This window comes from Qipengyuania xiapuensis (genome assembly GCF_019711395.1).
Taxonomy (GTDB): Bacteria; Pseudomonadota; Alphaproteobacteria; order Sphingomonadales; family Sphingomonadaceae; genus Qipengyuania; species Qipengyuania xiapuensis.
Map to the genome: position 1 here is coordinate 492,090 of NZ_JAIGNL010000002.1, position 23,342 is coordinate 515,431.

General features: G+C 64.2%; 16 protein-coding genes. 12 read left to right on the forward strand and 4 right to left on the reverse strand.

Going from position 1 to position 23,342, the window contains the following annotated elements; genetic code table 11:
- The first annotated feature begins 183 nt into the window (after window positions 1–183).
- Genes K3163_RS11635 through K3163_RS11645 form a run of 3 tightly spaced genes read left to right on the forward strand, consistent with a single transcriptional unit; the run spans window position 184 to window position 4,857 of the window.
- On the forward strand, window positions 184–1,680 hold the full coding sequence (locus K3163_RS11635; RefSeq protein ID WP_221554317.1) for a putative bifunctional diguanylate cyclase/phosphodiesterase: 1,497 nt from the start codon (window positions 184–186) through the stop codon (window positions 1,678–1,680).
- Window positions 1,677–3,458 (forward strand): methyl-accepting chemotaxis protein, encoded by a 1,782-nt coding sequence (locus tag K3163_RS11640; RefSeq protein ID WP_247712665.1) that lies wholly within the window; start codon window positions 1,677–1,679, stop codon window positions 3,456–3,458. Before K3163_RS11635 ends, K3163_RS11640 begins: the two co-directional genes overlap by 4 nt.
- A gap of 55 nt (window positions 3,459–3,513) precedes the next feature.
- Complete coding sequence (locus K3163_RS11645; RefSeq protein ID WP_221554318.1) at window positions 3,514–4,857, forward strand: methyl-accepting chemotaxis protein; 1,344 nt, start codon at window positions 3,514–3,516, stop codon at window positions 4,855–4,857.
- Between the two features lie 86 nt (window positions 4,858–4,943).
- Here K3163_RS11645 and K3163_RS11650 read toward each other — a convergent pair whose 3' ends face one another.
- Complete coding sequence (locus K3163_RS11650) at window positions 4,944–8,276, reverse strand: amidohydrolase family protein (protein WP_221554319.1); 3,333 nt, start codon at window positions 8,274–8,276, stop codon at window positions 4,944–4,946.
- Window positions 8,277–8,374: 98 nt separating this feature from the next.
- Window positions 8,375–9,403, reverse strand: a complete 1,029-nt coding sequence (locus K3163_RS11655; RefSeq protein ID WP_221554320.1) for a LacI family DNA-binding transcriptional regulator — start codon at window positions 9,401–9,403, stop codon at window positions 8,375–8,377.
- Window positions 9,404–9,561: 158 nt separating this feature from the next.
- Here K3163_RS11655 and K3163_RS11660 point away from each other — a divergent pair, with 158 nt between their 5' ends.
- Genes K3163_RS11660 through K3163_RS11685 form a run of 6 tightly spaced genes read left to right on the forward strand, consistent with a single transcriptional unit; the run spans window position 9,562 to window position 18,777 of the window.
- Window positions 9,562–10,611, forward strand: coding sequence for a hypothetical protein (locus K3163_RS11660; protein ID WP_221554321.1), 1,050 nt, complete (start codon window positions 9,562–9,564; stop codon window positions 10,609–10,611).
- Window positions 10,608–11,981 (forward strand): polysaccharide biosynthesis protein, encoded by a 1,374-nt coding sequence (locus tag K3163_RS11665; RefSeq protein WP_221554322.1) that lies wholly within the window; start codon window positions 10,608–10,610, stop codon window positions 11,979–11,981. The genes K3163_RS11660 and K3163_RS11665 overlap by 4 nt, the downstream gene beginning before the upstream one ends.
- Window positions 11,982–12,023: 42 nt before the next feature.
- A complete protein-coding gene (locus K3163_RS11670; protein WP_221554323.1) occupies window positions 12,024–13,445 on the forward strand; it encodes a hypothetical protein in 1,422 nt (473 codons plus the stop codon).
- Between the two features lie 56 nt (window positions 13,446–13,501).
- Window positions 13,502–15,019, forward strand: coding sequence for a flavin-containing monooxygenase (locus tag K3163_RS11675; RefSeq protein ID WP_221554324.1), 1,518 nt, complete (start codon window positions 13,502–13,504; stop codon window positions 15,017–15,019).
- 33 nt (window positions 15,020–15,052) lie between these two features.
- Window positions 15,053–15,808, forward strand: coding sequence for a competence/damage-inducible protein A (locus K3163_RS11680; RefSeq protein WP_221554325.1), 756 nt, complete (start codon window positions 15,053–15,055; stop codon window positions 15,806–15,808).
- Between the two features lie 44 nt (window positions 15,809–15,852).
- Window positions 15,853–18,777, forward strand: a complete 2,925-nt coding sequence (locus tag K3163_RS11685; RefSeq protein WP_221554326.1) for a DUF2339 domain-containing protein — start codon at window positions 15,853–15,855, stop codon at window positions 18,775–18,777.
- Between the two features lie 99 nt (window positions 18,778–18,876).
- On the opposite strand, the gene rplA is transcribed toward K3163_RS11685, so the two are convergent.
- The gene (gene rplA, locus K3163_RS11690; protein WP_221427739.1) at window positions 18,877–19,569 is read right to left on the reverse strand and encodes a 50S ribosomal protein L1; all 693 of its coding nucleotides are present in this window, start codon (window positions 19,567–19,569) and stop codon (window positions 18,877–18,879) included.
- A 4-nt stretch (window positions 19,570–19,573) separates the two neighbouring features.
- Window positions 19,574–20,005, reverse strand: coding sequence for a 50S ribosomal protein L11 (gene rplK / locus K3163_RS11695; RefSeq protein ID WP_221554327.1), 432 nt, complete (start codon window positions 20,003–20,005; stop codon window positions 19,574–19,576).
- A 437-nt stretch (window positions 20,006–20,442) separates the two neighbouring features.
- Here rplK and K3163_RS11700 point away from each other — a divergent pair, with 437 nt between their 5' ends.
- The 3 genes from K3163_RS11700 to K3163_RS11710 all read left to right on the forward strand — a co-directional run bounded on the left by K3163_RS11700 (window position 20,443) and on the right by K3163_RS11710 (window position 23,296).
- On the forward strand, window positions 20,443–21,156 hold the full coding sequence (locus K3163_RS11700) for a PspA/IM30 family protein (protein ID WP_221554328.1): 714 nt from the start codon (window positions 20,443–20,445) through the stop codon (window positions 21,154–21,156).
- Window positions 21,157–21,236: 80 nt separating this feature from the next.
- Window positions 21,237–22,025, forward strand: a complete 789-nt coding sequence (locus K3163_RS13720; RefSeq protein WP_345719731.1) for a CPBP family intramembrane glutamic endopeptidase — start codon at window positions 21,237–21,239, stop codon at window positions 22,023–22,025.
- Between the two features lie 110 nt (window positions 22,026–22,135).
- Window positions 22,136–23,296, forward strand: a complete 1,161-nt coding sequence (locus K3163_RS11710) for a sensor histidine kinase (RefSeq protein WP_221554329.1) — start codon at window positions 22,136–22,138, stop codon at window positions 23,294–23,296.
- Window positions 23,297–23,342: the final 46 nt, after the last annotated feature.

The window sequence follows — 23,342 nt, forward strand, 5'->3', positions numbered from 1 at the left end:
TTTGACTCCACGGGTATCGTAACAAGGTCGCAAACCCGCAGAAAGCTTTGCCCTCGATGGTAAAATTTCGGTTTACCGTTCCTTAGCGAATGCCCGTTAGCGAGTAGTTTGTCGGCCAGTGCCGGCCAGCGGGGGGTGTTCGTGCGAATTGAGAATGAACTGACACACAAGGGAACGCGTTTGGTGATTTTCGCGCCACTCGCAGCCCTTGCCGGCATCGTTCTCGCCACGGCCGTCCTTGGCCTGATCGGGCCGTCCAGCGGCCTTGTCACGCTCGAGGCCGTGCTTGCCGGCGGACTGGTCGCATTCGGCGCAAGCATTGCCGGGTTCGCGATCATCGGCCTGCGCCACCTGCGCAAGCTCGAGAGCCTTTCCAATAGCGATGCGCTGACCGGCCTGCCCAACCGCAAGGCACTGCACCGCGATATCCAGCAGGCGATCGCAAGCGAACTCGAAGTCGCCATCGCGCTCGTCGATCTCGACGGCTTCAAGGCGGTCAACGATCACTACGGGCACATGGTTGGCGACAAGGCCATCAAGATGGTCGCGAAGATCGTCCCCGACGTCTGCGGCGACGAGGCGAGCATCTATCGGCTCAATGGCGACGAATTCGCCATCGTGATGACCGGCCAGCTGGCTGGCACGCTGCTCGAAGGGCAGTGCCGCCGCCTGATCGACCGGATGGGCAAGACCATCAAGGTCGAGGAACGCCGCCTGACGCTCGGTGCAAGCGCAGGCCTGTCGCGCTGCAACCCGGGTGACGGTATCGATTCGGCCGAGATGCTGCGCCGCGCTGACGTGGCCATGAATGCCTCGAAAAGAGGCGGGAAGATGCGCTGCACCTGGTTCAACGAGGCTTTCGACCGCAGCCGCGAGCAGTTGAAGGATCTCGAAGACGAACTGCGCACAGCGCTCTCGCGCGACGAATTTCGGGTCCACTACCAACCGCTGGTCGACGCCGAGACCCGCCAGATCACGACTGTCGAATGCCTCCTGCGCTGGGAGCGGCCGGACGGCAAGGAAGTCGGCCCCGCCGTCTTCATCCCCGTCGCCGAGGAATCGGGCCTTATCAATCCGATCGGCCTTTGGGTCCTGCGCCAGGCCTGCTGCGATGCGCTCGAATGGGAAGGCATCACGCTGTCGGTCAACATTTCGGCCGCACAGCTGCGCAATCCCGAATTTCCCATCCAGCTGGGACATATCCTCGAAGAAACCGGCTTCGCACCGGAACGCCTCGAACTCGAGATCACCGAGACCTGCCTCGTGCTCGACCCCGTGGTCGCCGAGCGCAGCCTCGACCTCATCCGCGGCTTCGGCGTGCGTGTCGCGCTCGACGATTTCGGAACCGGCTACGCCTCGATCGGCTTCCTGCGCCAGTTCCGTTTCGAGAAGCTCAAGATCGATCGCAGCCTCGTCGCCCAGGCGCACGAGGACGACGGCAGCCGCGCCATAATGGTGTCCAGCATCACGCTGGCGCGCGCCATGAACATGGACGTCACCGCAGAGGGCGTCGAAACCGAGGAACAGGCGGCAATGGTCCGCGCAGCTGGCTGCGACCAGGTCCAGGGATGGCTCTATTTCAAGGCCATGCCGGCGGACGAACTCGTCCAGCACCTCAACAAACCAGTAGACCGGAGCGATAGCGCCATCCGGCCAGACAAGGGATCGAAAGTAGCATGAACGCGCTGTCCGGAGCACTAGGCGGATCGCAGGCCGGCACCTTCCAGGAAGACTTCGACCCGACAGAGGTCAGCTGGTCGGAAACGGAAGAGAGCAACGTCGATCATCGACGCGGCGTGCTCGGCATTTTCGCCGACCTGCCGATCGCGAAGAAGCTGAACGCCCTCTCGCTGGCCAATGTCGCTGCGGTCCTCTTCATCCTCAGCTCGGTCCTTATCGGCGGATGGCTTGCGCTGGACCTGCGTTCGGAACGCATGGCCATCTCGCAGGCGATTGCGGTCGCATCGGAGCTCAAGGTGAATGCGGCCGACGGCGTCGTCGAGACCCAGTTCTATGCCCTGAGTGGAGAACGGGAGGCTCTCGAGGCGGGTAGCGAAGCGAACAAGCGTGCACGCCGCAATCTCAACGAGCTCGAGACCACGGTGAGCGAGCTGCTTCCGAGCGAACTGGACACGATCCGCGAACTGCGCGTCCAGCTCAACATCTTCGAGGAAGACATCCAGAAGTCGGCGCGTGCGACCGATGGCGAGCAACTGCGCGATATCGCGATGCAGGCGGTCGTCGACGGCCAGGCCTTCGATACTATCGCGACCGAACTGCGCGATGCGCTCATCGCTCACGGCGCAGCCAGCGATGCAGCCTCCGAAACGGTCATCACCTGGCTGTTCGTGGCATTCTTCTCGGTCGCCGGCCTCGGCATTGCGCTGATCCTTGCGACCACCAAGGTCATCTCACGCGATGTCACCCGCACGGTCGGGCGCCTGACAGAAGTCTCGACGCAGCTCGCCGAAGGCGACAAGCACGTCCACATTCCTGCGCTGACGAGGCGTGACGAACTGGGCGACCTTGCCCGTTCGCTCGACATCTTCCGCGAATCCGCGTTCCGCATCGAGGAATTTGCCAACGAGCGCGAAGCCATGCGCAGCGAACGCCGGGCCGAGCTCGAAAAGCTCGCGACCACCTTCGAAGCAACGGTCGGCGAAGTCGTAAACGGCGTTGCCGCGGCCTCGACCCAGCTCAACACCACCGCTTCGAGCATGGCCAGCAGCGCCGAGCAGGCGACGCAGCAGACCGGCGCGGTCAGCCAGTCGATGGAAGCCGCCTCGGGCGGCGTCACCGCGGCAGCGGCGGCCTCGGACGAGTTCGCGATGTCGATCGGCGAAATCAGCCGCCAGGCCTCGCATTCGGCCGAGCTGGCGCGCAAGGCAGCAGACGATGCGGAAGGCGCCGACGAGACCATTTCCACCCTCGCCGCTTCGGCGGACCAGGTCGGCCAGATCGTCGAACTGATCCAGTCGATCGCACAGCGCACCAACCTCCTCGCGCTCAACGCCTCGATCGAGGCCGCGCGTGGCGGTGAAGCGGGCCGCGGCTTTGCCGTGGTCGCCAGCGAGGTGAAGGAACTTGCCGCGCAGACCAGCCGCGCGACCGAAGAGGTCGCCGAGCAGATCCGCAACATGCAGAATTCGACCGGCGCCAGCGTCAACGCGCTGCGTTCGATCGGCGAACAGATCAAGCAGCTCGAATCCACTGCGATCTCGATCGCCAGCGCGGTCGACCAGCAGTCGGTCGCCGGACAGGATCTTGCCCGCAGCATCGACCTTGCCGCGCGTTCGACCGACGAGGTCGAGGTGAACATCGTGCAGGTGCGCGAGGCGAGCCTTGCTACCGGTGCAGCTGCCAGCCAGGTGCTCGGCAGTGCCGACGCTCTGGAATCGCAGGCTTCCGTCCTGCGCAGCCAGGTCGACCAGTTCCTGCAAAAGGTCCGCGCTGCATAACGAAGTGTTTACCATGGCTTGCTAGCTTCCCAATCACTTGGGGGAGCAGCAAAATATGAATGCCCACACGGAGTTCACGAACGAGGAATTGGTCCGCGAAATCGCGCAGGTCGAGATTGCCAGCCAGGCTGCCGAGGAATCGAATTCGGCTCTCTACAACTGGTTCATGAGCAAGTCGCTTACGGCCAAGGCCAAGATCGCTTCGCTCTACTCGCTCGGCGGACTCACCATTGTGGCGGTTGCGGCGCTGGTAGGCCTTTCCGACCCCACCTACGCGGACACGGCATGGTGGGTCGTCATCGGCGTGCTCACGGTCTGCCTCGCGGGCGGTCTATACAGCCTCGTCTTCCTGCTCCGGCACGTGATCGAGCCCTTCGAACGCATCAGCGCGCAGATGACTTCGCTTGCCCGGGGTGGCCGCGACATCGAGGTCACGGACACGCATCGCGGTGACGAGATCGGCGATCTCGCCCGCTCGCTCGAGGTCTTCGCCAAGTCCGGTCACAAGCTCGACGAGCTCTTCGCCGGCCGCAAGGAAAGCGCCGAGCAGCGCAAGCGCGAACTCGTGCAGTTCGCGGAAGGTTTCGAGAGCACCATCGGCGAAATCGCCGGAAGCGTCGCCAGCGCATCGAGCCAGCTCAACACGACCGCATCGGGCATGGCGGCAGCGGCTGAACAGTCCGCCTCGCAGGCCCACGACGTCACCGGAGCGATGGAAAAAGCCAGCGGCGGCGTGACCGCTGCTGCTGCCGCGTCAGACGAGTTTGCCATGTCGATCGGCGAGATCAGCCGCCAGGCATCGCATTCTGCAGAACTTGCCCGCAAGGCAGCCGGCGATGCCGAGAGCGCGGACGAAACCATCTCCACGCTTACCGCCTCGGCGGACCAGGTCGGCCAGATCGTCGAACTGATCCAGTCTATCGCACAGCGCACAAACCTGCTCGCGCTCAACGCCTCGATCGAGGCCGCGCGTGGCGGTGAAGCAGGCCGCGGCTTTGCAGTGGTCGCCAGCGAGGTGAAGGAACTCGCCGCACAGACCAGCCGAGCGACCGAAGAGGTAGCAGACCAGATCCGCAACATGCAGAATTCGACCGGCGCCAGTGTCAACGCGCTGCGTTCGATCGGCGAACAGATCAAGCAGCTGGAGACGACTGCAATTTCGATCGCCAGTGCGGTCGACCAGCAGTCGGTTGCCGGACAGGACCTTGCCCGCAGCATCGACCTTGCCGCGCGCGGGACCGACGAGGTTTCGGGCCACCTCGGCCAGATGAAGGATGCCAGCATGGCCGCCGGTGCAGCTGCGAGCCAGGTGCTGTCGTCCTCGAAGGACCTCGAGCGCCAGGCGAACGCGATGCGCAAGGAATGCGAACAGCTCGTGTCGCGTATTCGCTCAGCGTAACCACACCTATTACCCCAAGCAAAAGGGCGGCCGGGAATGACCCCGGCCGCCCTTTTCTTTTGGTCCGTGCCGAATCAGCCCGAGGGTCATTCCCACCAATAGGGAAGACGACGGTCGTTGCCCGTCGAGACTTCGTTCATGGTTCGCGCATCGTAGAGACGCCCACCGATCATCACCTGAGCGATATCGTCGGAATTCCGGATATCGGCAGCAGGATCGGCGGTCAGGATCACGAGGTCGGCGAGCTTGCCCACCTCGAGGCTGCCGACGTCGCGCTCCATGCCGAGCGACTTTGCCGGTTCGATCGTGCCCGCGCGAAGGGCCTGCACCGGGCTCATTCCGCCGCGGGCAAAGCTCCACAGTTCCCAGTGCGCGGCGATACCCGGCTGCTGGCCGTGCGCGCCGATGCTGACCTTCACTCCGCGCTCGGCGAGCTTCTTCGCTTCGCGCGCCGCATTGTCGTCCACGAAGGCCCAGTCGGGCGCCTTGGTCCGGCGGGCCGTCGATGCGAGAAGCATCTTGGGCGGCGTGTGGACGAGCAGCGGGTTGTCGAACACGTCGGTCGCCTGGCGCCAGTAGGGATCGCCGGCAAGGCCGCCATAGGTTACGGTCAGAGTAGGAGTGTAGTTGGTGTCCGAGCCTGCAAACATCTGCAGCACGTCCTCATACATCACGTCGACCGGGATGTTGTGCTCCACGGTCGAGTTGCCGTCGGCGATGAGGTTCATGTCCATGCCGAAGAGCGATCCGCCCTCGGCCACCACGAGCATGTTTTCCTCGCGCGCTGCGGCTACGACCTGCTGGCGCTGCTCGCGCCGGGGCTGGTTGTAGTTCTTCACGCTGATGCCGCCCTGCGCCTTGATCCGGCGGACATGGGCGAGCGCATCCTCGTAGCTGTCGATCCGGGCATAGACGCTCGGCGCCTTGGCTCCGTAGATGATCTCGCCCGTCGAGAAGATGCGCGGGGCGAGCAGGCTGCCTGCTTGCTGACGCTCCGACGCCGCAAAGATCATGCTCGCCGAGGACGAGGGATCGTGGATCGTTGTCACGCCCATCGCGAGGCCCTGCACCAGCGACCAGTTCTGCTGCGGGATGAGGTCGCCCGTACCCTGCGCGCCATGCGCGTGCGCATCGACGAGGCCGGGAATGATCGTGCGGCCACCGGCATCGACCGTCACGGCTCCCGAAGGCACCTGCACGCTCGAAGCGGGACCGATCGCGGCGATCCGGTCGCCCTCGATCACGATGACGCCGTTCTCGATCGTGCCGGCGCCCTCGCCCGCCATCGTATGGATGCGCGCGCCGGTGATCGCCACGGTTCCGCTTGCCTTGTCGGCACGGATGGTGCGCGCGAGCGAAGTGCCGGTGTCGGGCGGCGAGAACTTGGGCGCGTCGTCTCCGGGCAGCGTCGGCGTCAGCGCCGAAGTGCTGGCGCGGTAGAGCACCGGGCCCATCGACCAGTGGAGCGTCGAGCCATTGTCGGCCCAGCCGATATAGTCCGCCCCGCCAGTGCTGACCTTGGTCACGGGGAGCGAGCTTGCCTTTTCGCCGACCGTCACCGTCTGGCCGCCGGGAAGCAGCGGCATGGCGAAAACTTCGTAGTTCTGGCGGAAGGCCACATAGTCACCGCGCGGGCTCACGCGGAAGTCGTTCGCGAGATCGCCCTGCGCGTGGACGCGGCGCTTCTCACCGTCGAGATCGGCCGAGATAAGCTGCAGATTGCCGCCCGAGCGCGCGAGCATGAAGACACGGTCTCCCTCGGCACCGAACTGCGGCGTCGAGGTGTCGCGCGCGATCATGCGCGGCGTACCGCCGCTTGCCGCAACGGCATAGACACCGCTGTTCTCGGAGAACTCGGGCGAAGTCAGGTAACCGCCATCTCGCTTCTCGAACACGATGGTGTCGCCATCAGGCGAGAACTGGGGCACCGCGTAGTGGCCCTGCTGGCTCGTCACCACGCGCTCGCCGCGGCCACGGCTGTCGACGGTGACGATCTTGCCCAGCCCCTCGTCGGTCCAGCGCACGAAAGCGATCCGCCGGCCGTCGCGCGACCATGCAGGCCAAAGCTCCAGCGCATCGCCGCCACCCGCGATGAGGCGCTGCGGAGCGGCATCGCTTCCGACAGGCTTGGTGTAGAGCTTGCCGAGGCTTTCGAAGACCACCGTGCGCCCGTCCGGCGAGACGCTGGCAAAGCGCGGGATTTTCGCAGTGAAGCTTTCCGGCGCCACGTCGATCACCGGGTGCGGCGCTTCGGCGACCATGCGCGTGTCGTTGATCTGGAACGGGATCACCTCTGCGCCCGAGCCGTCGGCTGCGACCCTGCGCAGCTTGCCGCCCGCCCAGACGACCATGCTGCGGCCATCGGGCATCCAGTCCATCATCGGATAGACCCCGTAGACCGCCCAGGTTTCCTGCAGGTCGAGATCGAGCGCACCGTAGATCATGCGCTCGCGGCCCGTGGAGAGGTCCTTCACCCAGAGCTGCGAGGTGTCCTTGTCGCGCCGGACGAAAGCGATGCTCTTGCCGTCCGGCGAAGGCGTCGGTCGCACCGCGCCGCCATATCCGCCGACCGCCGTGGTCACTTCGCCGGTATCGATGTCGTAGCGCTCGATGTTGAAGATCCCGGCATTCGAATCCTGCGCGTACTCGAAAATCGGTCCCGAGCTGACGTTGCGGGTGTAGTAGATCGCGTTGCCATCGGGCGCGTAGATCGGCTCGCCCAGCTCCTTCTGGACCGCTTCACTGGCGCGTTTTACGAGCTGGACACCGCCGCCGCCCGAGACATGGTAGAGCCAGATCTCGCCCGTGCCCGCGCTGCGCTGCGTGGTGAAATGCTTCTTGGCGACGATGTAGCGCCCGTCGGGCGACCAGCTCGGCTGGTTCAGGAGGCGGAAGTTCTCCTTGGTGACCTGACGCTTGTCCGAGCCGTCGAGGTTCATCAGCCAGATATTGTCGCCGCCCCCACGGTCGGAAATGAAGGCGATCTTGCTGCCGTCGGGCGAGAAACGCGGCTGGATTTCCCATGCCAGGCCATCGGCGATCCGCGTCGGCGTGCCGCCGGAAATCGGCATGGTGTAGATGTCACCCAGCATCGAGAAGGCGAGCATCCTTCCGTCGGGCGAGACATCGACATCCATCCAGGTGCCCTCGTCGGTATTGATCGCCACTTCGCGCAGGACTGAGCCGCGCGGTGCAGTGACGTCCCAGCCCTCGTCCTTGTCTTCGGTGCCGGGGATCGGGACCGTGGCGGGTGCAGCATCGACCTGCTCTCCACTGCCTTCGGGCGGCAATTCGTCCTGCGAGGCATCGACTTCCTGCTCTTCGACCGGGTTGGGGCTCGGTTCGGGCTCCTCGCTCTGGGCGTGGGCGGTGGTTGCGCACAGGACGAGCGCAAGCGCAGAAGCGATGCTGGATTTCATTCTGGTAATCTCCCCAAGAGGCTGCGGCCTCAAATCAGGGGCAGAGGCTTAGACGCGCCGGACGGCGCTTGGCAAACCGGCTTTCGACGAACGCCTTCTCAGCGGGCGCTGGCGCGTTCGACCAGCCGCACGGGCACTCGGCGTTCCGCCTGCTCTTCCCTCGGAGCAATGGCCGTCTCGATCAGCAGGCGCCCGGCCTCGGCGAAATCGGGTTCAACCGTCGTGAGCGGCGGATTGCTGAATTCGCCCGAGCCGAGCCCGTCGAAACCGACTACGCCCACCTCGCCCGGCACCGAAACACCGCGCGATGCCAATTCCTCTAGCGCGCCCAGCGCCATGGCATCGCAAGCGAAGAAAAGTCCGTCGAAGCTGGCTCCGCTGTCGCACAGCTGGCCCACGGCATTGCGGCCCTGTGTCACGCGGTCCTCGCCTTTCGCGACGGCAGGTTCGCGCGCCTCGAGGCCCGCAGCCTCCATCGCCGCCTGATAGCCCTCGTAGCGCTCGCGAAACTGCTTTTGCGAGGAATTGGGATCACCGACGAAGACGATTTCCTTCGCGCCGCCCTTCACCAGCCGGTCGACCGCCACCTTGCCGCCGGCAAAATTGTCCGAACGCACCCAGACCGCGTCATCGAAAGGAGAGCCCCAAAAGGCGATCGCGTCGTTGCTCGAGGCTACTTCGCGGAAATAGTCCCATGCGGGGCGGTTCGTGGCAGTGCCGATGACCACCACGCCATCGGCCTGTCGCCGTCCGACATAGTGGCCGAAAAGCTCGTCCTCCTTCGCCTGGAAAGAGACCAGCGCCTCGTACCCGCGTTCAGCGGCCGCCGCGCAGGTGCTGCCGAGAAGGCTGTAGTAGAAGGGATTGATCGCGGCGGGCCCCTGCCCCTCGCGTCCGATCACGACGATCGCGATCGTGCCGGTTTCGCCCTTGCGCAGGCCGGCGGCGCGCATGTTGACGTGATATCCAAGCTCCGCGGCCGCCTGCTCTACCCGGCGGCGCGTCGCCTCGGTAATCGTCTCCGATCCCGACAGCGCCCGGCTGACAGTCGACTGGCTGACACCTGCCCGCTCGGCGACGTCGATCGACGTGACACGGTGCGGCCGGCTGCTCCCCTCTTTGCTCATGGCATCTCCTCTGTCCGCACGCCCTAGCCGAGAGATTCTGCGAAAGCGAGTGCCTGCGATGCTTGCAGCATGGCCGAACTCGTGGAAAGTAGCCCCGGTGGATGCCGGGGGATTGAGCTAATGCTGCGTCATGGGCCGCAAGACGGCATGGCCAAGCGATGAGCGACTGCGTCGTCTCTGCAGGCTCGCGCCCGCTCGTCTCGCCCGCGCCCGTCCGCTTCGTGCACAACGACCGCTTCGGTGCTGCCGAGGCGATCGCCTCCGACGACTTCGATGCGCTTCTGAGAGACCGGCCCGACATCCTCGCCTCGTTCTCCGAGAACGGCGATCTTTGCTGGACCGTCCAGACATGGTGCCGCCTGCGCGATGCCGGTTTTGGCGGGATCGAGATTGCGACCGAGCCTGCCGAGGGCCGGATCAACCTCGCGAAAGCCAAGACGCTCAGCCGTGCAGGCGCCCGGGCGGGAATGTTCCAGGTCTCCATCCAGGCGGATTACCCGCGTGTTCTGTGGGCGCAGTTCCATATCCAGCAGAATGCCGACCTGCTGTGTGACGATGCCGCTTTCCAGTATCTCTGGCCGCAGGCCGGGATCATTCCCCGCGACCCGTCCCGTGAAAGGGTCGAGAGGGTTGCCTTCCTCGGCAATGTGTCGGGCAATCTCGCAGCCAGCGCGGACGAATGGAACCGGCTCTTTGCCGAGCGCGGCCTCGAGTTCGTGGCCCGCGACCCCGATCACTGGCACGATTTCTCCGACATCGACATCGCCATCGGCATCCGCAGCTTCGGCCATGCCCGCCAGTCGCGCAAACCCGCCAACAAGATGATCAACGCGTGGATCGGCCGCGTGCCCTTCATCGGCGGCTCCGACAGCGCCTTCGCGCAGGCCGGTACGGCCGGCATCGACCACCTGCTCGCCACCACAAGGGACGAGGTGCTCGCGCAGGTCGATCGGCTTGCGAACGAGAGCGAACTCTACAGCTCGATCGTCGAAGCTGGCAGCCAGAAGGCGCTCGAGTTCACGCCGGAGCGCCTCGTCGAGCAGTGGACGGCTTTGCTCGAGGGGCCGGTCGCAGCGCGCTATCGCCAGTGGGCCGCACATCCCGTCCGCGAGAACAACCGTCTGCGCGCCCTGGGTGTGGCACAATCCGGCGTCGAGCTGGCCAAATCGGTCGGGCGCAAGGTCCTGCGCCGGGGCTACGAGGCGTGAGCGACCGCCGCCGGATATTGCGCGGTGTCGCAGCGAACCTCGCATCCATCGCGACACGCATCGCGGTGCAGTTCGCAACGCTGCCCATCTTCTTTGCGGCATGGGACGCCGAACGCATCGGCACATGGCTGATCATCTTCTCGGTCCCCGCCTATATCGCCTTGGTCGGCAACGCCTTTGCAGGAGCCGGCGGCACGGCAGCGCTCGCCGCAGCCCGGGAGGGCGCAATGGAGCGCGCACGAAGCGATTTCCGCGCGTCATGGACCATCTCGGCAGGCTCGACCGCGGTCCTCGCATTGCTGTTTGCCGGAAGCGCGATGTTCCTCGTACCCTCGCTGCTCGATCGGGGCGGCGCAGTGGACATCATGGACGCGGCCCAGGCGGCCGCTTGGCTTGCCCTCTACATCTTCGCCACCAGCCAGATGGCGGTCTTCGACATCCCTTTCCGTGTCGCCGGCCGCTATCCGGACCACATCTTCCTCTACAATGCGGCCAGCCTGATCGAGATCGTGGTGATCGCCGCTGCCGTAACATTCTCGGAAAGCCTCGCGGTTTTGGCGATGGCGCTGGCTCTGGCGCGCTGTGTGGCGGCCACGGTCATCTTTCTCTCTGCGCGCAAGGCCGCCCCGGAAATCTTCGCAGGCGAGCGCGCGGGCCAAGGCCAGAGCATGGCCAGCCTGTGGCGTCCCTCGCTCGCTTTCATGCTGGTGCCGCTGGTCTTCGGCCTCAATTTGCAGGGTTACCTCCTGCTGGTCGGCGCAGCTTTCGGAGCCGTCATGCTGGCCAGCTTCGTGGCGACACGCACGCTGACGCGCCTGCTCGATCTCTTCACCAACCTCACTTACGCGATGCAGTTCTACGAGAGCGGCTATCTCGAAGGCGAGAAGCGCGAAATCCAGCGGCGGATGCTGGCCACGATGACCCTCGTGACTCTCGCCGTATGCCTCGGCTTCTCGCTCGTCCTCCTTGCCACAGGTGCATGGCTGCAGGGTCTCTACACCCTGGGCCAGACCTATTTCGATCCGGTCACGGCAGTGATCCTGCTGTTCGCTGCGAGCCTCAGGTCCCTGTCCGCCGCGCCGGTCGCGGTGCTCGCGGCAGGCAATTCGCACGCCCGCGTGATGGCGATCTATCTCGCGGGCTCCGCCCTCGCCCTGTTCGTGGCGGTGCTCCTTTCCTTTGCGGGTGCGCCCTTGCCGCTGCTCGTGCTGCCATTGGTCGTGGCAGAGGCCAGCCAGCTTGTCCCAGCCACGCGGCAGGCGCTCGAACGGCTCGAATGGCAACTGCCCGAGTTCCTCGCCCAGACCTTCGCGAAAGAGAGATTGGGCGACATCCGGCAACTCCTGACGACGCTGCGCGGAAAGCAATGATGCTGTCCCTCATTCGGCCGAGCCGCTAAGGCAGCCGGCACCGTGTACGATTTCCTGCTCATCGTTTCCCTGGTCGTATTCGCCGCGACGGTGATCGCCTACCTGCGCCATCCGGCTGCATCGCTCGCGCACCCGGCGAGCTTCTATCTCGTGTTTCACGGATTCGTCTTCGTGCTTCGGCCCTTCGTGGCGCGGTATTACGAGTTCGACTTCGTCTACCGCCTGTATGATTTCCAGCCCTCGATGGACGACAAGATCACGGTGATCCTCGGGGCGAACCTCGCCATGCTGGTATTCGTTGCAACGACGCTCTGGATCGGCTCCCGTCCGGCCCGGCCTGTTCCTCGCGAGCAGGCCGACCGCATGCGCGCCAAGCTCTTCTGGCCGATCATCGTGTCCGTGGGGCTCTTCACGCCACTCGCGCTCTACTCGCAGCTCGGCAGCTGGGTCAGTCGCTCGAACCATTTCGAGACCATGGTTCGCGACGCCGCGACAGGGAACATGGTCAATATCCAGGGCAACGGGTGGTTCACCGATTCCGCGCTCATGATGGCGCCCATGGCGGTCATGATGGTCTGGCTCTCGCGCTATCGCTGGTGGGGCTGGGCCTATTTCGCAGGTTTCGCCTTTCTCCAGGCCGGTACCGGCACACGGCACGCAATCATTTTCGCATTTGCAGCCGTTGCCATCGGCTGGCTGCTCGAAAGAGACCGCAAGTGGTTCGACTGGCGTGCTGTCGTTCTCGCCCTCGTGGCGGCTGTGGCCTTCAACCAGATCGTGGTGGACCGCGGCGGTGCGGTGCGATCGCTCATCGTCGAGGACATGGGGCCAGATTATATCGACGAGCAGTCGCTCGATCCCCTCGAGCACATGGATTTCGCCAGCCTCGAGTACTTCGAATACATCGTCTATGCCGTGCCCCAGCGGACCGGGACCTACGACTATTTCGCCCACGTCCTGCAGGTCTTCACCGAACCGGTTCCCCGAGTCCTGTGGGAAGAGAAACCGGTGGGATCGCCGGTCAAGATGTTCTCACTGTGGGACTATGGCCGCCCGGTTGGCATGACCGCCTCGATGCCCGGCATCGGCTGGATGAGCCTCGGCTACCCCGGCATCATCATCCAGTCGGCGATCTTCGCGCTGATCTTCGGCGGGCTTTACCGCTACCTGCTCGTATCGCGCGCCAGCGCGCTCGCCCGGCTGGCCTATTCTCTCGCGATTGCCATGACGGTGCTGGGCTTTCGAGATGGAACGCTGCTCACCCTCCTCAGGACGTTTCCCTTCTATTTCGGCCCCCTCGTGGTCGCGCTCCTGCTCGCGCGATTCGCATTCGGCCCTTATTCGCGCGCGACGATCGTTCCGCAGGCCGATACTGCCAGGAATTTCCTGGAACAGACCCCTGCCGAACGCAGGAAAGCGCTGGCCGCACGCTCGCTCGACGGGCCTGCCCGCCGGGTCAATTAAGTTGCACTAGACAACTTACACTTCCCTCTCGTGCGGCCTTGGGTTAGTCTGTGCGGATGGGAGAGAGACCGACAAGCAACCGCGCCACCGATTTCGACGTGCTGATCGTGGGTGCCGGCATATCCGGCATCGGCATGGCAGCGCATATGAGAGAGAAGGCGCCGCAGCACACATTCGCCATCGTCGAGCGCCGCGAAAACCTCGGCGGGACCTGGGACTTGTTCCGCTATCCCGGCATCCGCTCTGACAGCGACATGCATACCCTTGGTTTCGATTTCGAACCGTGGAAGCACGAAAAATCCATCGCCGACGGTCCGGCGATTCTCGAATACCTCGACCAGATCGTCGACGAACGCGACATCCGCCGTCACATCCGTTTCGGCCACAAGGTGTTATCGGCGGACTGGCGCGAGGCCGACGCACGCTGGCACGTGACGCTCGAAACCGACGACGGCGAGCGCAAGATGCTTACCGCAAACTGGCTCTATCTCGGCTCTGGCTATTACGACTACGACGAGCCTTATGACCCAGGCTTCGAGTTCGGCGAGTTCGACGGTCAGGTCATCCACCCGCAATTCTGGCCCAAGGATCTCGACTACGCCGGCAAGAACGTGGTCGTGATCGGCTCCGGTGCGACCGCAGTGACTATCGTTCCGTCGATGGCCGACAAGGCCGGCAAGGTCACCATGCTCCAGCGCACGCCGACATGGATGTTCTCGCGCCCGGCAAAGGATGGCGTTGCCAATTTCCTGCGCAAGATCCTGCCCGAGAAGCTCGCCTACCGGATCACGCGCTTCAAGAACATTCGCCTGCAGGACATCGGCTTCAAGCGTGCGCGCACCAAGCCGGAAAAGGTGAAGCAGTTCCTGCACAAGAAGATCACCAAGATCATGGGCAAGGACTACGATCTAACGCCCTTCACCCCGCCTTACGATCCGTGGGACCAGCGGCTCTGTCTTGTGCCCGACGACGACCTGTTCGAAGCGCTGAAAAGCGGCAAGGCCGATGTCGTCACCGGCCATATCAAAGCATTCGAGAAGGGCGGCGTGCGGCTTGCGGACGACACCTTCCTGCCCGCCGATATCGTCGTTACCGCGACCGGCCTCAAGCTGGCGGTGGCCGGCAAGATCCAGCTTACGCAGGAAGGCCAACCGGTCGATCTGGCGCAGCGCTTCTACTACAAGGGCTGCATGTTCTCGAACCTGCCCAACCTTGCGGTGGTGTTCGGTTATCTCAATGCCAGCTGGACCCTGCGCGCGGATATCAATTCCGACTATGTCTGCCGCGTTCTCAACGAGATGCGCGAGACCGGGACGGACATTGCCGTCCCCGTGCTTCCCGAGAACCACGGGCTCGAGGAAGACGATATCTTCGATTTCTCGTCGGGCTACATCCAGCGGGCCAAGCACATCATGCCGAAGAACGCGATCGAGTATCCCTGGCGGCTCAACCAGGAATACGTGCTCGATCGCAAGCGCATGAAGACCGATCCGGTGGACGATGGCATCCTTGCCCTGCGTCGCAAGGGAGCCAATGCGCGCGGAGCCGACGAGGAACTCGAAGCAGCAGAGTAGCTTTCCGCTGCCAGCCGCACTACCAAGCCTCCCATGACCGATCGCATCTTTACCGCAGGGCTCGTCGTGATCGGCGACGAGATCCTCTCCGGCCGCACTCACGACAAGAATATCGCGCAAGTCGCCAGCTGGCTGCAGGTGCAAGGCATCCGCCTTGCCGAGGTTCGCGTCGTCCCCGATGTGATCGAGCGCATCGTCGAAGCGGTGAACGCACTGCGCGAAGCGAACGACTATCTCTTCACCACCGGCGGGATCGGCCCGACGCATGACGACATTACCGTCGATGCCGTGGCCGAGGCGCTGGGAGTCGATGTCATCATCCACCCGCAGGCACGCGCCACGCTCGAACGCTACTATGCCGACAAGGGCGGACTGAACGAGGGCCGACTGCGCATGGCGCGCGTGCCCGATGGCGCAGAGCTCATTCCCAATCGCATGTCAGGTGCGCCCGGCATCCGCATCGGCAATATCCACCTGATGGCGGGTGTCCCGCATATTACAGCCGGAATGCTCGACGCGCTCACCGGCTCGCTGGAAGGCGGTGCACCACTAATTTCGGAAACTGTCGGCGGCTTCATTCCCGAAAGCGAGGTCTCGACCATGCTGCGCGAAGTCGAACAGGCACACGAGAACTGCCAGATTGGCAGCTATCCCTTCTTCCGCGAAGGCAAGGTGGGGTCGAATTTCGTCGTACGCTCGACCGACCGGGCCGATCTCGATGCCTGCATGAAGGATCTTTGCGACGGCCTCACGAAGGAAGGCTTCGAATTTACCCACGGGGGAATTTGACCTCCGCTTGCGTTGGGCGGCGGCGCGGCTAGCCTTCCCGCACCATGCTGTGGTTGCTCACTCTCGGGCTCATGTTCGCCTGCGCCGCGCTCTACCAGCGCCTGAAGCTGGCCGAGCAGCGGCTCGAGGATCTCGAGAGCAGCCATATGGACATGACCGCGCGCCTCCTCGCGCTGTCGTCGCCGAGGCGATCCGATACGGAAGTAGAGACCGGACAGAGCGAAGAGCAGGCCGAGAGCGCCGAACCTGTCGAGACGGAAGAACCAAGCGTTCGTCTCGTGAGTGCGCTCGACGCGCCGGAAAGCGAAGCTGTCAGCGCGGGACTTGAGGACGTCGCACCACCCTCGGAGGCTGCTGCGGTTGCCGAAGAGCTCGAGACTGCGGAAGATCCGCCGGCGCAACCGTTCGATTTTGAGGAAATTTTCGGACACCGGCTTCCGATCTGGGCGGGCGGGATCACGCTGGCCGTAGGGGGCGTGTTGGCGGTTCGCTATTCGATCCAAGAAGGGTGGCTTATCCCTTCGGTCAGAGTCATCCTCGCCTTCCTCTTCGGGGTCGGCCTGCTCGGTTTCGCCGAAGCGGCCTACCGTTTCGAGGACCGGGTCGGCGACGATCGTGTCCGTCAGGCACTCTCCGGTGCTGGCCTCGCGACGATTTACGCCGGCTTCTACCTTGCGGGCACGCAATATGGCCTTATCGGCCAGACCTTCGCCTTCCTCGGCCTCGCGTCGGTCACCGCGCTGGCGATCTTCGTTTCTTTCCGCTTCGGATTGCCCAGCGCGATCCTCGGGCTGATCGGCGGCTTCATGGCACCGCTGCTGGTCGGCGGCGAGGATGCGAACCTGCCCGTGCTCGCGCTCTACCTTGCGCTGGTAACCGGCGGCCTGACGCAGACGGGCAATAGGCAGGGTCGGCCCTGGCTGGGCCTTGCAGCGCTGGTCGGCGGCCTTGGCTGGGGCTTCCTGCTGCTGATGGAGGGCGACCTCGGCATGGCGGACGTGGCCGCCATCGGCCTCTATGCGCTCGTCCTCGGCGCGATCCTGCCGACCATGCTGGTCTCCAAGCTTTACGAGAATCCGGCCCGCCTCATCTCGGCAGGCGTAGCGAGTATCCAGCTCGCCATTCTCGTCCAGTCCGCCGGTTTCCAACCGCTGTCCTGGGGCCTTTATATCCTGCTCGGCGCAGCCCTCGCGTATTTCGCATGGAACCGGCCCGAAATGCGCGTCGCCAACGTCATGGCGGGCATCATAGCCGTGGTCCTGCTCGCGCTCTGGCCCGATTTCGGCGCCTTAGAGTTCGGACTAGTCGCAGCCGCATTGACCGTGCTCTTCGCAAGCGTTCCACTCTACCATCTCGGGAAGGACCGCTCGAGCCTCGTCGATCCTGCCATGGCTGCCGGGATACCGCTCGCTGTCGGCATCGTGACCCTCGCCCAGTTCGGAAGCCTCGATTTCGATGCGGTCCGCTTTACCGAGGCACTCGCCTGCCTCGTACTGGCCGCCTTCCCTCTCTACTCCGCGCGCCTCCTCTGGAAAGAGGACCGGCCCCTCGAGACCGTGGCCGCGCTCGCCTCCGGCGCCGCGCTGACCTTCTTTGCAGCCCTATGCCTGCTGCCCGACTGGGCGACGCCCTTGGCAGCATCGGCGATCGCCCTCGCACTGATCGCGGTCATGCGAAATCGCATGGACAAGGGCCGGGCCTTCAGCGCGCTGGCCGTGATTGCCTCCGTTCTTGTCGCTCTCACCCTGGTGCCGAGCGATGGCGGATTTGCAGAGGTCGAACGCCTCTTCACCGGTGACGGCACACCGGACTTCCTCGCCGCCCTACGCTGGCTGGCCGGATTGGCGCCGTTTGCAGCACTGACGCTCGTCGCTGCTCGCAGCAATACGCGGCGCGGCGCCGAATTCGTTGCCGGCCTGCTCGGCTTCGCGACGCTTGCCCAGCTCCTGCCCCCGATCGCACTCGTCTGGGTCGCCGCACTTGGGATCGTCGCGCTTCGCCTGCGCCTTCCGGAGCGGCAGATGGCGATGCTCGCGCTGACAATCTGCATCGCCCTTTGGGCACTCACACCGCTGGGCGTGTGGCTACAAGGCGGCGGAGAGGCCCTGGCGGGCAGCCCGATGATGCTGTCCGACTTGCCAAGCCTGCGCGAAACCTTCGGTTTCCTCCTGCCTCTGGCGCTGGGAGCGGTGATGATGGAGCTATCGGTGCCCGGCGAGCGCAGGCTCATGTTCTGGCCTGCCGCATTGCCGATCGGGCTGGTCGTGCTGCACGTGGTCTTCAAGCAGCTTTTCGCGATCGACAGCATGACCGACTTCCGCGACCTCGGCCTTGCCGAGCGCACTTTCTGGCAGGCGCTGCTGCTGTCCGCCGCATGGGCCTTCGCCAAGGGCATCGCCGGTCGTGAAGGCAACCGCATCGCCGCGGCGGGGCTGGCGGGTCTCGCAGTGCTTCACCTCTTCTGGTTCGGCCTGCTGCTGCACAACCCGCTGTTCGACATACAGGCTGTCGGCCCTGCCCCGCTTGCGAACCTCGCCCTGCTGTCCGGAGCCGTCGGTATCGCCGCCCTGCTCTCGCTGAGGCGCTGGTTGCCCGATTACCGCATTGCCATCGACGGCTTCGCCATGGCGCTCGCCACGCTGACAGCGATCACGCTCCTGAGGCAGGTCTTTGCCGGATCGATCCTGCCGGAGCTGCCCATGAGCCAGTCCGAGGATTTGCTGCGCTCGCTGGTCGGCATCGTGATGGCGATCGCCTTCCTGCTGATCGGCAGCCGGCTCGGCGAGCGCACCTGGCGGGTCGGCTCGCTCGTGCTGATGACCGCGACCGTGATCAAGGTCTTCATCTTCGATACCGCCGGTCTCGAAGGCCTGATCCGTGTCGCCAGCTTCGTGGCCCTGGGTGCGAGCCTGATCGGGATCGGCTGGTTCTATTCGCGGCAATTGAAGGCCGAGCCGTCACCACAATGAGAAAGGGCCGGAGGTTTCCCCCCGGCCCGTTTCTGTTGCGCTACCGCTTCGCTGCATGAGCGCGGCGATAGTCTCCTGCTGACGCAGTAGGAAAGAGCTTTATGCTCCCTCCACCTCGCCGAGGTCGACCTTGAGGCCCGGGCCCATCGACGAGGTCAGCGTGACCTTGCGGACGTACTTGCCCTTGGCGCCCGAGGGCTTCGCCTTGACGATCGCGCCGGTCAGCGCTTCGAAGTTCGCCTTGAGGTCTTCATCCTTGAACGACAGCTTGCCGATGCCCGAGTGGATGATGCCCTGCTTCTCGACGCGGAATTCGACCTGGCCGCCCTTGGCGTCCTTCACGGCCTGTTCCACGTTCGGCGTGACGGTGCCGAGCTTCGGGTTCGGCATCAGGCCCTTGGGACCGAGCACCTTACCGAGACGGCCGACGACACCCATCATGTCGGGGGTCGCGATCACGCGGTCGTAGTCGAGGTTGCCGTTCTGCATGTCTTCCATGAGATCTTCGGCACCGACCTTGTCGGCACCTGCTGCAGTGGCCTTATCGGCGTTGTCGCCACGAGCGAAGACGGCAACCTTGACGTCCTTGCCGGTGCCGCCCGGAAGCGAAACCATGCCGCGGACCATCTGGTCTGCGTGGCGCGGATCGACGCCGAGGTTCATCGCGACTTCGACGGTCTCGTCGAACTTCGCCTTGTGCTCGCGCAGCGTGGCGATAGCTTCGTCCACGGTGTAGAGCTTTTCGCGGTCCAGCTTGGCGGTAACCTGCTGCTTCTTGGTCTGCTTGGCCATGGTCTTAGCCCTCCACCACTTCGAGGCCCATCGAACGCGCGGAGCCTTCGATGATCTTCATTGCCTGGTCGATATCGTTCGCGTTGAGGTCCTTCATCTTGGCCTCTGCGATTTCCTTGACGGCGCTCTTCTTGATGGTGCCGGCCGAAACCTTGCCCGGCTCGCTCGAGCCCGACTTAAGCTTGGCGGCCTTCTTCAGGTAGAACGAAGCCGGCGGCGACTTGGTGGTGAAGCTGAACGAACGGTCCGCGTACACCGTGATGGTGGTCGGGATCGGAGCGTTCTTTTCGAGGTCCTGCGTGGCAGCGTTGAACGCCTTGCAGAATTCCATGATGTTGACGCCGCGCTGACCCAGAGCCGGGCCGATGGGGGGCGACGGGTTTGCAGTGCCCGCGGGCACCTGCAGCTTGATATAGCCTTCGATCTTCTTGGCCATTACTGGCCTCCTTTCACACTGTCGGCTGTCTCTTTCGATGCAGCCTCATGTTGAGCGGTCGAGCGGCCTGCTTGCGGCTGGCCTCCCGCGTGGAATCCCGAACTGTCGCTTGGGAAGGCGCGCACATAGCGATTCTGCGCGCAAATGCAAGCCTTGCAGCGCCCTGTTGGACGCAGGTTGGAAGACGCTTCGGGCAGTCCCTTCAGGATGAAACGCATGGAACACGGTCCTGAAGGGAAAACTGTCCACCCCTTGCACGCGGGAGCGAGGGGAGGGAACTGCGACGAAAGTCATTCCCACCCGATACGAAAGTCATCGCGAGTAGGAAAATCCGCCTTTACCGCATCTGATGGTTAAAACGGCCCTATCTTTCCGGTCTCAAAGCCTTAATACATTGTCATTAGGGAAGTATTCGACCGCAACAGGGGGACGCAAACATGTTTCGTATCGCCATCCAGGTGAAAGAACTCATTTCCAGCAATGTGACGAGCGCATTGGACGGGGCATCGAACCCGGCGAAGATGCTCGGCCGCCTCCAGCGCGAAATCGAAGAGGCGCTGATCGGCCTCACCGGCGAGATGTCGAAGGCACGCCGCCAGAAGGATCGGCTCGAGGCCGAACTGACGCAGGCAGAGCTGCGCGAAGCCGACTGGGGAGACAAGGCGAAGATCGCGATGGACAACAAGCGCGAAGACCTCGCCCGCCAGGCGCTGCTCGCCCGCGAGGACTGCCGCGCCGGTATCGAACGCTTGAAGCAGGATATCGAGAAGCTGTCTGCCGACATGGCGGAAATGGAAGCCGCGGTTTCCGAGCTCGAAGACAAGCGCGAGGACGTGAAACAGCGCCTGTCGGACCAGATGGCGGCCGACGGCAATGCGAGCGGCAAGTCGGGCGGAGGCTCGGGCTATGCCAGCCGCACCGAGCGCCGCATGGACCACATCGAGAATCTCGAGAAGCGCACCGAATTCGCGACCGAGGACAGCGTAATCTGCCGCGGCAATGCGGGTGTCGAGCGCGAGATCGAGGAAATGCGCCGCGAGCGGAAGGTCGAGGAAGAACTCGCCGCGCTGCGTGACAGCGACAGCGCGAAGAAGGCGCCTGCCAAGAAGGCACCGGCAAAGAAGGGCGGAAAACGCACCAAGGCTGCGTGATCGCCTGAAAAAGCCATGTTAGGGCGGTGCTTCGTGGGGGCGCCGCCCTTTTTCTATGCGCAAGGGACGAGGAGCGCAGCGTGACCGACAATGCAGTGACGCAGGAAACGGGCGAAAAGCCGTTAGAGATCAGCGACGCCAAGCCGCTCGGCTGGGGGCGCTTCGTTCTCCAGTTCGTCTCCATCGCCTTCGTCTATTTCGCCGCGCAATTCCCGCCGGTCCTGATGTGGGGCTACACCAACGAACAGGGCGTCTTCACGATTAGCTCGACAGGTGCAGCCGTATCGACCGCGCTGGGCATGGCGGCCGCACTGCTCGTCGCGTGGATGTGGTTGCGCAAGGACGGGGCGCTGGGCGAAGCCTGGAACCTGAAGGCCCCTGCGAGCTGGACACGCACGCTGCTGATTGCGGCGGGTGCAACAATCGCGATCATCATCTGGTTCACGGTCGGCAGCATGCTGCTTTCGGCCCTGGGGCTGGAAACGCCCGACGTCGGCGAAGTGCTAGGCTGGGTGACCGAAAGCCCGTTCCACTTCGTCCTGTGGATCCTGCTTGTCGCGGTTTTCGCTGCGGGGTTCGGCGAGGAGCTGCTCTGGCGCGGCTTCCTGATGGACCGCCTCTCGCGGCTTGGCGGCCTTCGCGGCAGCATGTGGCTGATCATCCTGATCCAGGCGGCATTCTTCGGCCTGCCGCACCTCTACCAGGGGCTTGGCGGCGTGATCATCACCGGCGTCGTGGGCATCGGTTTCGGCTGGCTGCGCTATCGCTGCGGCGGGAACCTGTGGGCCTGCATCATCGCGCACGTTGCGGTCGACGTAATCATGATGAGCCTGTCCTATGCCGGCAAGCTGGGCATCGTGCCGACCTGATCAGCGGCACCTAGGGACAATTCCCTAAACCCCCGATTTGGCGAAACCTTTTCCGCCCTCCCGCGTTGTTCGTCCAGCTGCGCGGCGAACGGCGCAGGTGGGAGGGGTTCATGGATAGTTTTACCGACGTCTGGCAATATATGCCGCACGGCATGTGCCTGCTTTGGCAGCCTTGGCTGCTCTTGCTTTGGGCGGGCTCGGACATGCTGATCTTCCTGAGCTATTCGGCAATCCCCATCGCGCTGCTTACGGTCCTGCGCCAGCGCAAGGACATCCCGCATGCCGGGCTTGTGGTGCTGTTCGCTTCCTTCATCCTCCTGTGCGGTCTTACCCACCTGCTCTCGATCGTGACGCTGTGGTACCCGATCTATCCCTATGTCGGACTGGTCAAACTGGCGACGGGCGTGGTCTCCGCCATTACCGCCATTACCCTGTTCCGGCTGATCCCGACGCTCATCGCATTCCCCTCGCCTGCCGAGCTCAGGGAGACCAACGACAAGCTGCGCGACGAGATCGCGGCACACGAGAAGACGCTCGCTACGCTCGAGGCGACCGTGGCCAACCGGACGGCCGAACTGCGCGAGGCGAATGCCAAGCTGTCGGTCCAGGCACGCGAGGCGGTCCACCGCAGCGCCAACCTGCTCTCGGTCGTCTCATCGCTCACGAAGCAGACCGCGCGGGGACATTCCAACACTGACGAATTCATCGACACGCTGACGGGGCGGATCCGTTCGCTCGCCCTTGCAACATCCACGGTGATGCGCGGCACCGACCAGTATTCGGGCGATCTCGTCGCCGTCGTGCGCGAGCAGCTCGAACCGCTGCTCATGGCGCATCCCGATGCGGTCGAGATCAAGTCGGGCTCGCTTGAAATCGCCCCCGACGCAGCGCAGCAGATCAGTCTCGCGGTTCACGAGCTTGCGACCAACGCCCAGAAATACGGGCTATCGCAGTCCGGCGAGGGCGCGATCTCGCTTTCGTGGGAAGTGTCGGGCCGCGATGCCGACCAGCGCTTCGTTCTCCAGTGGGAAGAGACGCTGAGCGAGGCTGAACGGGAGGGCTGGGAAAGCGATGCAGGCGGTTTCGGCACCAAGCTGCTGACCCGCATCGTCCCGCAGATGCTCGGCGGTACGGCCACACGCAGGATCGACGATGGAAAGCTGACCTACCGTCTCGAGGCACCAGCTTCCTCTGTCCTGGCAGATCCCGAGGACCGCGAGGCAGGCAAGATGGCGACGCGCCTGGTGGACGAGAACTTCGGACTTAGCTGAGACGGTTTCCAGATACGGAAAGAGGCGCCCTTCGCAGTGAAGGACG

What these genes read in the sequence shown, in the direction of transcription:
- K3163_RS11640 (WP_247712665.1), top strand. Translation starts at nt 1,677, where the DNA reads ATGAACGCGCTGTCCGGAGCACTAGGCGGATCGCAGGCCGGCACCTTC.
- rplK (WP_221554327.1), bottom strand. Translation starts at nt 20,005, where the DNA reads ATGGCCAAGAAGATCGAAGGCTATATCAAGCTGCAGGTGCCCGCGGGC.
- K3163_RS11685 (WP_221554326.1), top strand. Translation starts at nt 15,853, where the DNA reads ATGCTGTGGTTGCTCACTCTCGGGCTCATGTTCGCCTGCGCCGCGCTC.
- K3163_RS11650 (WP_221554319.1), bottom strand. Translation starts at nt 8,276, where the DNA reads ATGAAATCCAGCATCGCTTCTGCGCTTGCGCTCGTCCTGTGCGCAACC.
- K3163_RS11710 (WP_221554329.1), top strand. Translation starts at nt 22,136, where the DNA reads ATGGATAGTTTTACCGACGTCTGGCAATATATGCCGCACGGCATGTGC.
- K3163_RS11660 (WP_221554321.1), top strand. Translation starts at nt 9,562, where the DNA reads ATGAGCGACTGCGTCGTCTCTGCAGGCTCGCGCCCGCTCGTCTCGCCC.
- K3163_RS11680 (WP_221554325.1), top strand. Translation starts at nt 15,053, where the DNA reads ATGACCGATCGCATCTTTACCGCAGGGCTCGTCGTGATCGGCGACGAG.
- K3163_RS11645 (WP_221554318.1), top strand. Translation starts at nt 3,514, where the DNA reads ATGAATGCCCACACGGAGTTCACGAACGAGGAATTGGTCCGCGAAATC.
- K3163_RS11700 (WP_221554328.1), top strand. Translation starts at nt 20,443, where the DNA reads ATGTTTCGTATCGCCATCCAGGTGAAAGAACTCATTTCCAGCAATGTG.
- K3163_RS11675 (WP_221554324.1), top strand. Translation starts at nt 13,502, where the DNA reads ATGGGAGAGAGACCGACAAGCAACCGCGCCACCGATTTCGACGTGCTG.
- K3163_RS11655 (WP_221554320.1), bottom strand. Translation starts at nt 9,403, where the DNA reads ATGAGCAAAGAGGGGAGCAGCCGGCCGCACCGTGTCACGTCGATCGAC.
- rplA (WP_221427739.1), bottom strand. Translation starts at nt 19,569, where the DNA reads ATGGCCAAGCAGACCAAGAAGCAGCAGGTTACCGCCAAGCTGGACCGC.